Source organism: Sorangium sp. So ce363 (assembly GCF_051520435.1).
Classification (GTDB): Bacteria; Myxococcota_A; Polyangia; order Polyangiales; family Polyangiaceae; genus Sorangium; species Sorangium cellulosum_B.
The window spans coordinates 3,015,001-3,028,049 of record NZ_CP150333.1 but is presented as its reverse complement, the minus strand read 5'-3'; the positions used below and the strand labels follow the sequence as shown (position 1 = coordinate 3,028,049).

The following is a 13,049-nucleotide window of genomic DNA, read 5'->3' as shown; positions in this document are numbered from 1 at the left end:
GCCGACACGGGCAGCCTCAGCGCCGCCGAGGCCGTCTTTCGCCGACGACTCCCACCTCGGCTACCTGGCTCCGTCCGGCTCGTGTTTCTCCTGGGGGGCCTTGCGGGATCCATGACAATGGCCAACTGCGCCGCGTCGAATGACGAGGCGCATCAACGTCGATGGGGGGAGAGCGCACGTGAGCCACACGTTGTCGCGCATCACGGTCCTGCTCCGTGAGCGAAGCGAGGAGATCATACGCCGGTGGATAGCGCGCCTGCGGAGTGAACCGAAGATCCCACGGGCCCGTGAGCTCACCGATGAGGACTTGAGAGATTACACTCCGAAGCTCCTCGACGACCTCATCGACTCACTCGCGCAGAGCGCGCAGCCGGGCGCGCCGGACGGAGCCAGCGGCCCGGAGATCGGCAGCTCGGAGGCCGCCAAGGTGCACGTCTCGCATCGCATCGCCGAGGGCTACACCCTCGCGGAGGAGCTACGCGAGCTCGGCGTCCTTCGCGCCGTGATCGTGGACCTGTGCGCGCGGGAGGGGGTGGTGCTCGGCGGCGAGGAGGCCCAGCTCGTGCACTCGGCGCTCGACGAGGTGATGATCACCACGGCCGTCGAATACGAGCGCGCGAGCTCGGCCGATCTCCGCCGTGACGTCGCTCTCCACGAGCTGTTCATCGCGGTCCTCGGGCATGACCTGCGCAACCCGCTCTCGGCCATCCGGTTCGCCACCGCCGCCCTGCTCAAGCGCGAGGACGTCACGACCGCCGTGGCGAGGCTCGCCCAGCGCATCGCTGCGAGCAACGAGAGGGCGGCGCGGATGGTCGAGGAGCTGCTCGACCTGACGCGCATCCGCTCCCACCAGGGTCTTCCGGTCGAACCGGAGCCCGTCGACCTCCGCGCGATTTGCCAGCGCGTGGCCGAGGAGCTCGAGCTCGCCCACCCGGAGCACACCATCCGCTTCACGGCCCACGGCGACGGGCGGGGCAAGTGGGATCCGGGCCGGATGGGGCAGCTCCTGTCGAACCTGATCGGCAACGCCGTCGACTACAGCCCGCCGGAGGAGCCGGTGCAGGTGGAGCTGCGCGGGCACAAGAATGTCATCGTGATCGAGGTGACGAACCGCGGGCCCCCGATCCCGCCCGAGCTGCTGCCCGTCCTCTTCGATCCGTTTCGCCGGGGCGAGCAGAGCCAGCGGGTCGTACAACGCTCGAAAGGACTCGGGCTCGGGCTCTTCATCGTCAAATCGATCGTCGACGCGCACGGAGGCTCCATCCAGGTCACGAGCACGCTGGAGGAGGGCACCACGTTCCGCGTCAAGCTCCCCCGTTCGTCGTAGCGCGGCCGTTTCGCCGACACACACCGTGGCGCGGCGCTGGCTCAGACCGGCCTCAGCGCCGGCCAGGCCAGCTCGATGCCCTCGCGGACCAGGAGCGCCTGGAGCTCTTCGCGGAGCGAGCTCCGGGCGCGCACCTGCCGCGGCAGCACGCGGCGCTCCAGGCAGAACGTCGCGAGCAGCCCCGCCGCCTCGCCGACGCTCCACTCCACAGGGTGGACCCGGTAGGCGCCGTTCGTGATGTGCGTGACGCCAAGGTTCTTCCCGCCCGGCAAGAGGTTCTCCACCCGCACCGGGATGAGCGCACCCAGCGGTATCTGGAACGGCCAGCAGCCGAGATCGAGGTACCCGGCGCCCCCGACGCGCGGGTGCAGATCGATGCGATAACACCCGATCCCGACGCTCTCCTCGAACGTCGCGGGGCCGTCGGGCCGGAGCGGATACGCGATGTGCTGCTCGAGCACCGTGAGCTCGGCCCGGATCCGGCGGGACTCGCGGATGTAGGGCGCTGGCGCGAGGCCGTCGACCGTGCCGCCGACCACGTCCCCGCGGAGGCGCAAGCCTGGATAACCGACCCCGCCGTCCGGGCGAGGCGCCTCGGTCTGCATCCAGTGCAGAAGGCTCAGGCTGAGGTTCCGCGCTGCGTCCAGGTGCCGCGCGGCCTCCGCCTCGTCGACGCCGCAGACGGGCCCGAACCAATAGTCGTTCTGAGGCCAGTTCACGATGGTGACGTCGCTCGGCGCGAACCCCGCTTCGAAGACCGTCCTGTCGAGGATCCGCCGGAAGCTCCACCAGGGATGCCGGTCCTCCGCGGCGAACAGACCTCGAGTCAAGGGCTCGTGTGTCTCGGGTCGAACCGCCGTCCAGTCCAGCAGCCGACCCGGCCAGCCGGGCGGCTCGAGGGAGCGCCAGCGCTCGTACTGACAGGGCCTGTCGATGACATGGTCCTCTCCAGGGTGGTGCTCGATCGCAAAGCAGACGGTGATCGCCTGCTGGGCGCTCGGATCCGCGCGCTCGGGGGCGTGCGGCTCGCAGGTCTCCGCGCGAGACTCTGCCCCGAGCACGTGCTCCACGCCCGCGAGCGAGAGGAGCTCGCCATGAGGCGTGGCATCGATGAAGAGGTCGGCCACGAGGAGGACATCGCGCCCCGATTCCAGCCCTCGGACCACGACGCCGGTCACCCGATCGCCGCGCGTCCACGCCGAGATGGGCCGGTGAGCATGGATCGCGACGAGGCGCCCGTTGAGCCGATACGGCGCGATCATCTCGTGCAGGACCGCCACCGCGACCCGCGGATCGTGGCACAGGCGGCTGACCCAGCCGTTGCCGGGGTTGAGCTCGGGGAGCGCCCTGGCCGACGCGGTAAGCGGTAGATGCCTGCGGTAATACTCGCGGATCCCCTGGCGCAGCGCGCGGTAGCTCCGGGTCGCCCCGATGTCCTCGATCCACGGGTGCTCGTCCGGAGGGACCGCCTGGTTCGTCAGCTGGCCCCCGAGCCAGTGAGTCTCCTCCGTCAGGACGACGCGGCGGCCCGTCCTGGCCGCCGCGAGCGCAGCCGCGCAGCCGCCGAGCTCTCCGCCGATGACGGCGACGTCGGTCCGGATCACGTCCATCGCCAGCTCCCCGCGCTCACGCGCTCTTCCGCACGGGCTGCGCCGCCGGAGCTCGCCGCGCGAGGAGCTCGGTGACGAGCTGGTTATTCTCCCTCGCCCTGGCCTTCAGGCCAGGGAGCAGCCGGCGGATCTTCGCGCGGATCTCGTGACGCGTGTCCCACGAGCGATCGAGCCTGGCGATGAGCTGCCCTGAGCTGATGCTCCCGAGGGGCGGGGTCTCCATCTCGAGGTCCTCGATGAACCCCGCGACCTTGGACGCGTAGGGCAGCGCGACGAACGGGGTCTCGCGGAGCGCCGAGAAGATCAGGAAGTGGAGGCGCATGCCCACCACGAACTCGAGGTGCCCGACGAGGCTGAGGATCTGCTGCGGCGTGTACCGGCGCCTCAAGACCTCTGCCCGCTCGGCGTTCTTCATGTGGGCGACGACCGCGTGGCTGTGCTGCACGTCCGTCCGTTCCATGGACACGAACACGACGTCCGCGTCGAGGCGCTCGACGACGAAGTCGGCGGCGTTGGCGAGCAGGCCATAGTACTCGTCAGGGTCGATGTCGGGCGCCGCCGGGCCCGGCTCCCTGACGGAGAAGCCGACAAGGTGCCGCTCGAACTCGACCCCCTCGGCCCGGATGGCCTCGATGGGCAGCGCCTCTTCGCGCAGCAGCAGGGCCGGATCGGCCGTGAGACGAATCTCGCGATTCACCCCCACCTCCTCGAGGAGGCGACGTCCCTGCTTGTCTCGTACGGTGACGATGTCCGCGGCGTTCAGCGCCGCCCGTACAGCCTGCTTCGCGCTCGGGTCCGACAGCGGACCGGCGCTCACGGCGTAGATCACGACGGGGACGCCGCGCTCCTCCGCGATGAGCGCCTCTCTCAGATAGACCGGCGCGTCCCGATCGTACAGGATGCCTCCCCCGCCGAGGACGAAGAGATCGAGGCGCTCGATCTCGGCGGTCGATTCCATTCGGGTGAGGTCACGAACGGGGACGACGCGCTCCACCTTGTGGCGCGCCTTCGTGTCCTCCGGGCACAGCGAGAACACGGTGATCTCCGCTGGAGTCGTCACCCGGAGCTGCGTGACGATGCCATCGAGGATGGCCTCGTCTCCGAGGTTCATTCCGCCGTAGGACCCTGAAATCCCGATTCGGAACGGCTGGTTCGCCTTGTCCATCGTGGGCTCCTCCCGCGAGCGCCTCCGCTCGATCGCCGCGCCGCCACGTCGCGTCGAGCGCGGCCCTCCGCCAGCTGCGACCTGCTCGGTCGTCCGAGATCGTCAGCGCAGCGCAGGACCTTGCCACGGCGGCGGCGAGGCGCAATGTCCGCCGGCGGAGGACGCACCATGGGACACGTGCAGGCGCGGACGACCCGGAGTGGCTCGAGAGAGCCAGGCGGCGAGTCGCGCCCGGCCAGGGAGCAGCGCGCGGGGCGAGCCGCGGCGCGGGTCGCGCCGGCCGTGCCCGCGGGTGATGTCGTGGACGAGGCCTGTCAGCAATCCTTTCCTGCCAGCGACCCACCCGCCTGGACGCCTGTGATAGCCGGCCTGCCGCGCGACGACCGGTCAGAATGCCCCGACCTGGGATGACCGTCCCCGTCCGCACCACCGCGCGGCTCTCGCCGTCATCGTACAGATAGACGCCGGTGTCGGGGACCGGCGCGCCCTCGTCGACGCGCGCCTCGAGAGAACGGTCATGATAGCGTGACCAGCTGATGCTTCCGCGCACCCTCGCCTTGCTCGCCCTGTGGACCTGTGGCTGCGCCCCGGCGCTCTCCACGCTCCAGCCGGCCCACGTGGCCGAGAAAGGCCATGTCCAGGCCGAGCTCGGGCTCGACGTCTCGATCCCGACCGGCACCCTCGCGTCGCTCGTGGACGCCGGCGTCGTGCTGGCGGACGCCGCGGAGTCACGGGAGCTGTCCGAGGCCGAGCGGCAGGCGCTCTTCGAGGCGGGCGGCGCGCTCGCGTTGAACCCGCCCTCGGTCACGCCGCACATCGGCATCGGCTATACCGCGCTCGATCGCTGGGAGCTCAACCTCCGATATACCGGCAGCGCGTTCCGCCTGGGCACCCGCTACCAGCTCCTGAAGCGCGACAAGCACGGCATCGATCTGACGGCCGGCGCCGGCATCGGGCGCTACGTGATGGAGTTCCCCGTCGGGAGCGTCCTGGGCATCGTCGAGCTGGAGGACTTCACGCGATGGCAGATCGACCTGCCGATCCAGATCGGGACGGCGGGCACATGGTACCGGGTCTGGGGCGGCCCGCGCCTGATGTTCACGACGTTCGACACCGCGCTCGTCCTCGACCTGCCCGCCTTCACCGGCTATCCGGGCGAGCGAGAGCTCGCGTCGTTCTCCGGCACCGGCTTCTACGTGGGCGGCCAGGCCGGCGTCGCGCTCGGCTATAAACACGTATTCTTCGGCTTCGAGCTGACGATGGCGGAGATCTTCTCGAGCGGTGAGCTCACGGTGCTCGGTCAGCGGGCGGTCGCGCTCGATCTCGACAGCTTCATCGTCTACCCGTCGGTAGGGCTGATGGCTGAATTCTAGATCCAGAGCACCGGACGATCGACGCGCGCCGCCTCAGCGGAGCGCCGCCGCGTGGTCCTGCGCGAACCGCTCGAAGCCGATCGGCTCAGCCCCGGTGACGTCCTTCACCGGACAGGGTGGCGGCCTGGTTCACGAGGAACGGGAGCTGCGCGTAGCGCGCTGCGCCTCGCGTGGGAATGGAACCGCGCGGCGTTACGATAGCTTATCGCTCCTGAAAAGCGGCCGAAACAGGCGCCGTCCGATCATGGCAGGGTCCCCGCGGCGGTGCTCGCCGGAGGGGCGCTGTTCTCCCCACCTGGAGGCATTGCGCGTGGTGACCCCTGCCGACCTCGCCATCAAGGATCTCGGCCCCTGCCGGCACCCCTCGCCCGTCGCCGAGAAGCTCGGCGAGAAGGCCACGGTGTACGTCGGCGAGGCCGACAAGGTGCTGTTCAACGATCGCCTGTCCGCCGTCCTCGCGGACGCCTCCGGCGCGCGGCCTCCGGCGTTCGAGCTGGCCGGGCCGCGCAACCGCGTCTTCTGGGATCCGAAGGAGGTGCGCGCCGGCATCGTGACGTGCGGCGGGCTCTGCCCCGGCGTCAACAACGTCATCCGCGGCCTCGTGCACACGATGGCGCAGAGCTATGGGGTGCCGGAGATCTTCGGCTTCCGCTACGGCTACGAGGGGCTCGTCGCCCGCTTCGGGCACGCCCCGATGCGCCTGGATCCCCGGAGCGTCGAGGAGATCCACCGCATGGGCGGCACCGTGCTCGGCACCTCCCGCGGCAACCAGGACCCGCACCAGATGGTGGACACGCTCGAGGCCCTCGGCATCAACGTCCTCTTCGTCGTCGGCGGCGACGGCACCATCCGCGGCGCGATGTCGCTCGTCCGGGCCATCGAGGAGCGCCGCCTGTCGATCGGGGTCGTCGGCGTGCCCAAGACCATCGACAACGACATCAAGTTCATCGACCGCAGCTTCGGCTTCGAGAGCGCCTTCGCCGCCGCCGTCGACGTCATCCGCAGCGCGCACGTGGAGGCCTCCGGGGCGAAGAACGGCATCGGGCTCGTCAAGCTGATGGGCCGCCACTCGGGCTTCATCGCGTGCGCGGCGGCGCTCGCGTCGGCGGACGTGGACGTGGTCCTCATCCCCGAGGTCCACGCGGAGCTCGACGGCCCGTGCGGGCTGCTCGCGCACCTCGAGCGCCGGCTCGCCCGCCACGGCAACGCCGTGATCGTCGTCGCCGAGGGCGCCCTGCAAGAACACTGCACCTCCAGCGCGGAGCCCATGGCGACGGATCTCAGCGGCAACCTCAAGCTGAAGGACATCGGCCTCTTCCTGCGCGACCGCATCAACGCGCACTTCCGGGCGCGCGGCGTCGAGGCGACGCTGAAGTACCTGGACCCGAGCTATCATATCCGCAGCGTCCCCGCGTCCCCGTCGGACAGCGTGTATTGCTGGAACATGGCCCGGAACGCGGTCCACGCGGCCATGGCGGGCAACACCGAGATGCTGATCGGCCGGTGGCACGGCCGCTTCGTGCACGTGCCGATGCCCCTGGCCGTCCGCATGCGCAAGCAGGTGGACCCGACGGACGACCTGTGGATGGCCGTCGTGGAGGCCACGGGGCAGCCGCTCTCGTTCTACTAGCACTCCTGGCAGGAGTCCGGCCGGGGATCCGGAGGGAGAGTTCAACGCAAAGTCGCAAAGCCACAAAGTCGCAAAAAGAACAATTGGATCGGCCTTCGCCCCGCGCGCCGCGGGCTCGCCCCGTGCCATCATGGCCGGCATGAAGCTCTCGCTGCCCTCTCGCTCGCTCGTGCTCGCCGGCCTCGCCTGCCTCGCCGGCTGTACCAAGGAACCCGCGCCGCAGGCCCCGCCGGGGGTCGACGCTCCGCCCGCGTCGCAGGCCCCGCCGGCGGCCGAGACCTCGCCCGCGGCGCAGCCCCCGCCGGCTGCCGGCGAACCGCGCGCTGCGGCGTCGGAACCTCGGTGCGAGGCCGACGCCGACTGCGTGGTGTCCTGCGCGCGGGCCGGGCAGTGCTGCGACCAGCTGTGCCCGCCGTGCGACCAGGCGTTCCACCGCGACGCGCTCGCGGAGCTCCAGAAGTGGCGCGCCGCGAGCTGCGCCGCCGAGAGCTGCCCGGTCGCCAAGTGCATGGCACCGAAGGAGGACTCGGTCGCTCGCTGCAAGGCGGGCGCGTGTGTCGTCGAGCGCGTCCCGCACGTCGACCGATGAGCCGGCGCCCGGGATGAAACCTCCCCGATACCTGCGCGAAACTCAGGGGACACCTTCGCACAGCGCCCACGGCGCGTTTTGCCACAGGCTGCATCCGCGCCACACCGATCGAGCTCGACGCCAGCGGGCCGCGGTCTCCGGCCTCGTTCATGTCGAGACCGCCGTCCGTGGCCCTGCGCTTGCATTGCGCGGCGCGTAGGGCGCGGGAACATCGCGATCCCGGCGGCGAGCTCTCCTGGAGCCCACGGCGCTCGCCGTGCTGGAGGACGGGCCCTCGCCGGGATCGCAGCGGGAGGTCCCTTGGGCATCGAGATCCAGCAAGACCACTTCAAGACCGTCGATTATCGGCTCTTCAAGACGCGGCTCCAGCAGAACCTCGCGGCGCTGGAGATGGTGCTCGCCCGGCCGGGGTTCGGCCACGGGGAAGCGACGATCGGCACCGAGCTCGAGATGTTCCTCGTCGATCGCGAGGCGCGCCCCGTGCCGATCGGGGCGGAGATCGCGCGCGCCGCGGCGAGCCCGATGATCACGCCGGAGATGGGCGCGTTCGACATCGAGCTCAGCACCCAGCCGGTGCCGCTCGCCGGCAGGCCGCTCTCGGCGCTGCGCGAGCAGATGCGCGCGACCGTCGAGGCGATCCGCGAGCGCGCGGCGGCGCGGGGCGCGCGCGTGGTCCCGGTCAGCATCCTGCCGACCTTCCAGCGGCGCGACTTCAGCCCTGCGACGATCACGAACCTGCCCCGGTATCGGGCGCTCGCCGCGGGGCTCTGCAGGCTGCGCAGGGCGCCCTTCCACATCCAGATCGACGGCGCCGAGCCGCTGGAGCTCACGTCGGACGACCCCGCGATGGAGGCGGCGAACACCGCCTTTCAGATCCACCTCCGGGCCACGCCCGACGCCTTCGCGCGGCTGTTCAACGCCGCCATGATGATGACCGCGCCCGCGCTCGCGGCCGCGTGCAACTCGCCCACCTTCCTCGGCCACCGGCTGTGGCACGAGACGCGGGTGGCGGTGTTCAAGCAGGCAGGCGACGATCGCCCGCCGGCGCCCGGCGCGGACTGGAAGATGCCGGCCCGCATCGGCTTCGGGACCGGCTGGGTGCGCGACGGCGCGGCGGAGCTCTTCATGGAGAGCGTCGCGCTGCACGAGCCCATCCTCCCCGTGTGCGCCGACGAGGACGTCGTCGGCTGCGCGCGGGCCGGCGGGATACCACAGCTCCACGAGCTCCGCCTGCACCACGGCACCGTCTGGAACTGGAATCGACCGGTGTACGATCCGGCCGGCGACGGCCACTTGCGGATCGAGCTTCGCGCCTTGCCGTCCGGGCCCACGCTCGATGACATGCTCGCGAACGGGAGCTTCCTGCTCGGAGGCATCCTCGCGCTCGCGCCCTCCATCGGAGAGCTCCTGCCGTCGTTCCCGTTCGAGCTCGCCGTGAGGAACTTCTACCATGCAGCGCACTACGGCCTCGACGCCGAGCTCGTCTGGCCCGCCGTACCGGGGGCCGCGCCGAGGTGCGTCCGGGCGCGCGATCTCCTCCTCTCGCTCTTGCCGCGGGTCGAGGAGGGCCTCGTGACCGCGGGCGTCGACGGGGACGAGGCCCGCCATTATCTCCGGATCTTCGAGGCGCGGGTCGCCAAAGGCATCACCGGCGCCACATGGCAGCTCCGCGCGCTCTCGGCGCTGGAGATGGGCTCCGCGTCGCGCGAGGAGGCGCTGAGAAAGATGCTGGAGCGCTACATGGCCGAGGTCGACTCCGGCGCGCCCGTGCACGCCTGGGGGACCCCGCGCGCGGGCGCGACATGAGGTCGCCATGAGCCAGGACGCCACGAGATCCCTCGCGGAGCAGCTCGACGCCCGGCTCGCCGCGCCGGGGGCGATGGATGCGGCGCGGTTCGAGGCGTTCCTCGAGGCCCAGCGGCGGCTCGGGCTGGTCCACGGCGCGCGCCCGCTGTGCCGCCACCTGCGGCCGTACCTCATCGCCGAGCAGGACCTCGCCGCGATCGCCCGCGCGGCCGAGCAGGTCGCCTCCGCGCTGGAGAGGGTCGCGCAGCGCGCGATCCGGGACGAATTCCTGGCCGAGGAGGTCGGGCTCTCCGCGGACGAGCGCGCCCTCGCGGCCATCGTGCCGGGTCCGGGGCCGCTCCACACGGTCGGGCGCCTCGACATGCTGATCACCGACGGCGGCTTCTCCTTCATCGAGTACAACGCCGACTCCCCCGCCGGCCTCACCGACCAGATCCTCGTCGAGCGGACGCTGATGGCGCTCCCCCACCTCGCGCCGCTCCGGGACGGGCGTGGCCTGCGCACGCCGGCGCCGCACCGGGCGCTCCTCGGCGCCCTGCGCGAGGGCTACGCCGCGTGGGGCGGGCGCGAGGCGCGGCCCGCGATAGCCATCGTCGACTGGGCCACTGTCGACACCTCGGCCGAGCTCAGGGTGCTCGCCGACCTGTTCTCGGCCGAGGGGCACCGGACCAGGATCGTCGATCCGGACGAGCTCACGTACGACGGCCGCCGCCTCGGAGCGGGCGGGGAGCGGATCGATCTCGTCTACCGGCGCGTGATCACGCAGGAGCTCGTCGGGCGGCGCGGCCTCAATCACCCCCTGATCCGCGCCTACTGCGATCGCGCGGCGTACGTGGCGAACTCGTTCCGGATCAGGCCCCTCAACAAGAAGGCGGCGTTCGCCGTGCTGAGCAACCCCATGTTCTCGGGCCTGTTCACGCCCGAGCAGCGCGCGGCCATCGCGGAGCACGTCCCCTGGACGCGCCGGGTGACCGCCGGCCGCGCCGCCTGGCGGGGCCGCGAGGTGGATCTCGTCGAGCTCCTCCTCGGAGAACAGGAGAGCTTCGTGCTGAAGCCGAACGACGAGTACGGCGGCAAAGGCGTGCTGCTCGGGTGGACGGCGACGCCGGCGGCCTGGAGAGAGGCAGTCCGGGCCGCCGCGGATCGTCCCTGCATCGCGCAGGAGCGGCGCCGCCCGCGCACCGCGCGCATGCCGACGTTCCGCGGCGGCGCCGTGGAGGAAGAGCAGGTCTATTTCGACCTTTGCCCCTTCGTCTTCGCCCGCGGCGTGGAGGGCCCGCTCTCCACCTTCACCACGCGCATGGAGGGCGCCATGGTCCGGCTCTCCGCCTCGGAGGTCAGCAACGTCTCCGCGGGAGGCGGGGTCACGGGCCTCGTGATCGTCGACGGCGCGCGCGCGCCGCGGGAGGGTGCCCGTCATGTGTGAGCTGCTTGGCATGGTGTCGAACGTGCCCACGGACATCGTGTTCTCGTTCACGGGGCTCGCGCTCCGCGGCGGGCAGACCGGGCCGCACGCGGACGGCTGGGGCGTCTCGCTGTACGATGGGCTGTTCGCGCGCACGTTCCTCGAGCCTCACCCGGCCTTCTCGAGCCCGCTCGCGCGGTTCATCCGCGAGAACCCGATCCACACGGCCCTCGCCATCGCGCACGTGCGCAAGATGACGCGCGGGGGAGCGGCCCTGAAGAACACGCACCCTTTCATGCGGGTCCTCCACCGCCGGCACATCGTGTTCGCGCACAACGGCACCTTGCCCACGGTCAGGGATCGGAAGCTCCACGTCGAGACGCCGGTCGGCGACACCGACAGCGAGCACGCCTTCTGCGTCCTCCTCGAGGCGATCCGGAGCGCGTACGGCGAGAGGTACCCGGGCGACGCGCGGGAGCTGGGGCGCACGCTGTACGAGCTCGGGAACGAGCTCGGCGCCGATGGCGTCTTCAACTTCCTGTTCGCGGACGGCGAGCACCTCTTCGCCCGCTGCGGCGATAACCTGTCCTGCATCCTCCGCCAGGCCCCGTTCGGCGAGGCCACGCTCGTGGACGCGGATCTCAAGGTGAATTTCAACGACCTCCACGGCGTCGGCCCCGACGCGCGGATGGCCGTCGTGGCCACAGAGCCGCTCACGCGCGACGAGCTCTGGCGCAAGGCGACGCCCGGCACGCTGTGGGTCTTCCGCGCCGGCGAGCTCCTGGCGACGTTCCCCGAGGCCCGCGAGGGCTCAGGCGCCGAGGAGTCCGGCCGCGAGGCCCCCTGATCGAGCGCGCCCCCGGGGGCAGCCGGGCGGGCTCCCGAGGCTGAGCTGCACGGCGGCGGAGAGCCCGTGTCCGCGGCTCCGGGTGCCGGCACGCCGTCAGCTGCGCGGGCGCGCGACCAGGTCCCGGAAGAAGTCGCTCAGCGTGTGCTCCTTGTAATCGCGGAACTCGCCGGCATCGAAGTAGACGCCGCCGCAGACGCTGCAGTTCTCGTACCAGATGTGCGACTGCTCCGGGTCGACCATGCGCACCATCGGCGTCGAGCAGCGGGGGCACGGCACCCGCCGGATCTGGTTGTTCTTCCGCCCTACCGAGGGGTCGCCGGTGTCGATCTGCTGGGAGCCCGCCATGGCCTTGAGGGACTCCTTCTCGCGGCTGTCGAACCAGATCCCGCCGCACGCCGTACACCGGTCGACATCGATCCCGCCGAAGGTGACGATATCCATCGAGGCCGTGCATTTCGGACAGTTCACGTCATGCTCCAGTGCGGCAGGCGCCGCCGTCGGGAGCGATGGTATCAGACGCCCCGGATCGCGGGAAGAGCGTCGATCGCCTCGCTGGAGACGGTCGGCGGCATGCACGGTCGCCAGCCAGCGGGCGGGCTGTCCCCCACCGCGCGCACCGCGCGGCGCGCGACGTCATTTCGAGCCCATCTTCTCCTTCACGATCTGCTGCAATTGATCGAAGTAGGGGCTGTCGCGCCGGACGGCGATGCCGAACTGGGATGTCCCGAGCTTCGACTTCGAGTAGACGACATAACGGGACATCTCGCGGTGGGCCGTCAGATCCTCGGTCATCTGCACGTAATGAGGGTGTGGCATGTAGATGAGATCGGGCTTGTAGGCCTCGAAGAACCTGTCCGCGGAGAACGGCTCGAGCGCGAAGCGCCGGTCGTTGAGGCCGGCCATGTCGATGATCGTCTTCTTGAGGTTCATCGCGCCGAGCATCCCGACCTCGGTCGTGGCGATGACGAGGTCGTCGGGGAGCTTCGAGACGCGATCGATCGCGAACCAGTATTTCTGCGGTCCCGAGGTGTTGCCGTGCTTGACGATGTTGAAATGCCCGAGCCGCTTCGCCGCGACGGCGCCGGCGAGGTCCCTGCCTGCCGCGGCGAGGGGAGTCGACAGCTGGAGCCAGAGGATCGCCAGCGCGGCCACGCCGGCCAGGGGCAGGGCGGCCGGCGCGGGCTGGCCGACCGAGTCGGAGAGCGTCCGCGCGAGCCGGGCGGCGCTCCGGCAAGCGAGGTAGATGAGGCCTGGCAGCGGCGCGTAATAGAACCTCTGCGAGAACCCCATGATC

The 13,049-nt window shown here is 70.9% G+C and carries 11 protein-coding genes (1 of these 11 running past the window's edge); 7 read left to right on the top strand and 4 right to left on the bottom strand.

The window, feature by feature from the left end; translation table 11 throughout:
- Positions 1-139: 139 nt before the first annotated feature.
- Entirely contained in the window at positions 140-1,327 is a 1,188-nt protein-coding gene (locus WMF12_RS11795; protein ID WP_437870794.1) for an ATP-binding protein, read from the top strand.
- A 41-nt stretch (positions 1,328-1,368) separates the two neighbouring features.
- Here WMF12_RS11795 and WMF12_RS11790 read toward each other — a convergent pair whose 3' ends face one another.
- Positions 1,369-2,937, bottom strand: a complete 1,569-nt coding sequence (locus WMF12_RS11790) for an FAD-dependent oxidoreductase (RefSeq protein WP_437870793.1) — start codon at positions 2,935-2,937, stop codon at positions 1,369-1,371.
- Between the two features lie 16 nt (positions 2,938-2,953).
- Positions 2,954-4,102 (bottom strand): polysaccharide pyruvyl transferase family protein, encoded by a 1,149-nt coding sequence (locus WMF12_RS11785; RefSeq protein ID WP_437870792.1) that lies wholly within the window; start codon positions 4,100-4,102, stop codon positions 2,954-2,956.
- Positions 4,103-4,638: 536 nt separating this feature from the next.
- Between WMF12_RS11785 and WMF12_RS11780 the strand changes: the two genes are divergently transcribed.
- The 6 genes from WMF12_RS11780 to WMF12_RS11755 all read left to right on the top strand — a co-directional run bounded on the left by WMF12_RS11780 (position 4,639) and on the right by WMF12_RS11755 (position 11,752).
- Positions 4,639-5,475 carry a hypothetical protein gene (locus WMF12_RS11780; RefSeq protein ID WP_437870791.1) on the top strand — a complete coding sequence of 279 codons (837 nt, stop codon included), beginning with the start codon at positions 4,639-4,641 and terminating at the stop codon, positions 5,473-5,475.
- Between the two features lie 310 nt (positions 5,476-5,785).
- Entirely contained in the window at positions 5,786-7,105 is a 1,320-nt protein-coding gene (locus WMF12_RS11775) for an ATP-dependent 6-phosphofructokinase (RefSeq protein ID WP_437870790.1), read from the top strand.
- A 130-nt stretch (positions 7,106-7,235) separates the two neighbouring features.
- On the top strand, positions 7,236-7,694 hold the full coding sequence (locus WMF12_RS11770) for a hypothetical protein (RefSeq protein WP_437870789.1): 459 nt from the start codon (positions 7,236-7,238) through the stop codon (positions 7,692-7,694).
- Positions 7,695-7,994: 300 nt separating this feature from the next.
- Positions 7,995-9,500 (top strand): hypothetical protein, encoded by a 1,506-nt coding sequence (locus WMF12_RS11765; RefSeq protein WP_437870788.1) that lies wholly within the window; start codon positions 7,995-7,997, stop codon positions 9,498-9,500.
- Positions 9,501-9,507: 7 nt separating this feature from the next.
- Positions 9,508-10,926 (top strand): hypothetical protein, encoded by a 1,419-nt coding sequence (locus tag WMF12_RS11760; RefSeq protein ID WP_437870787.1) that lies wholly within the window; start codon positions 9,508-9,510, stop codon positions 10,924-10,926.
- Positions 10,919-11,752: a class II glutamine amidotransferase gene (locus tag WMF12_RS11755; protein WP_437745690.1), complete on the top strand. Its 834-nt coding sequence runs from the start codon at positions 10,919-10,921 to the stop codon at positions 11,750-11,752. The genes WMF12_RS11760 and WMF12_RS11755 overlap by 8 nt, the downstream gene beginning before the upstream one ends.
- Before the next feature lie 96 nt (positions 11,753-11,848).
- Here the strand turns inward: WMF12_RS11755 and WMF12_RS11750 are convergent, their stop codons facing one another.
- On the bottom strand, positions 11,849-12,223 hold the full coding sequence (locus WMF12_RS11750) for a zf-TFIIB domain-containing protein (protein WP_437745689.1): 375 nt from the start codon (positions 12,221-12,223) through the stop codon (positions 11,849-11,851).
- Positions 12,224-12,388: 165 nt separating this feature from the next.
- Positions 12,389-13,049 carry the final stretch of a hypothetical protein gene (locus tag WMF12_RS11745; RefSeq protein ID WP_437870786.1) on the bottom strand. 1,142 nt of this gene lie beyond the right edge of the window, so the window shows 661 of its 1,803 coding nt (coding positions 1,143-1,803); its start codon lies beyond the right edge, outside the window; the stop codon is at positions 12,389-12,391.

Bases quoted from the DNA above. Each gene is read 5' to 3' on its own strand.
- WMF12_RS11780 (WP_437870791.1), top strand. From the start codon at position 4,639: ATGCTTCCGCGCACCCTCGCCTTGCTCGCCCTGTGGACCTGTGGCTGC.
- WMF12_RS11755 (WP_437745690.1), top strand. From the start codon at position 10,919: ATGTGTGAGCTGCTTGGCATGGTGTCGAACGTGCCCACGGACATCGTG.
- WMF12_RS11760 (WP_437870787.1), top strand. From the start codon at position 9,508: ATGAGCCAGGACGCCACGAGATCCCTCGCGGAGCAGCTCGACGCCCGG.
- WMF12_RS11795 (WP_437870794.1), top strand. From the start codon at position 140: ATGACGAGGCGCATCAACGTCGATGGGGGGAGAGCGCACGTGAGCCAC.
- WMF12_RS11785 (WP_437870792.1), bottom strand. From the start codon at position 4,102: ATGGACAAGGCGAACCAGCCGTTCCGAATCGGGATTTCAGGGTCCTAC.
- WMF12_RS11770 (WP_437870789.1), top strand. From the start codon at position 7,236: ATGGCCGGCATGAAGCTCTCGCTGCCCTCTCGCTCGCTCGTGCTCGCC.
- WMF12_RS11790 (WP_437870793.1), bottom strand. From the start codon at position 2,937: ATGGACGTGATCCGGACCGACGTCGCCGTCATCGGCGGAGAGCTCGGC.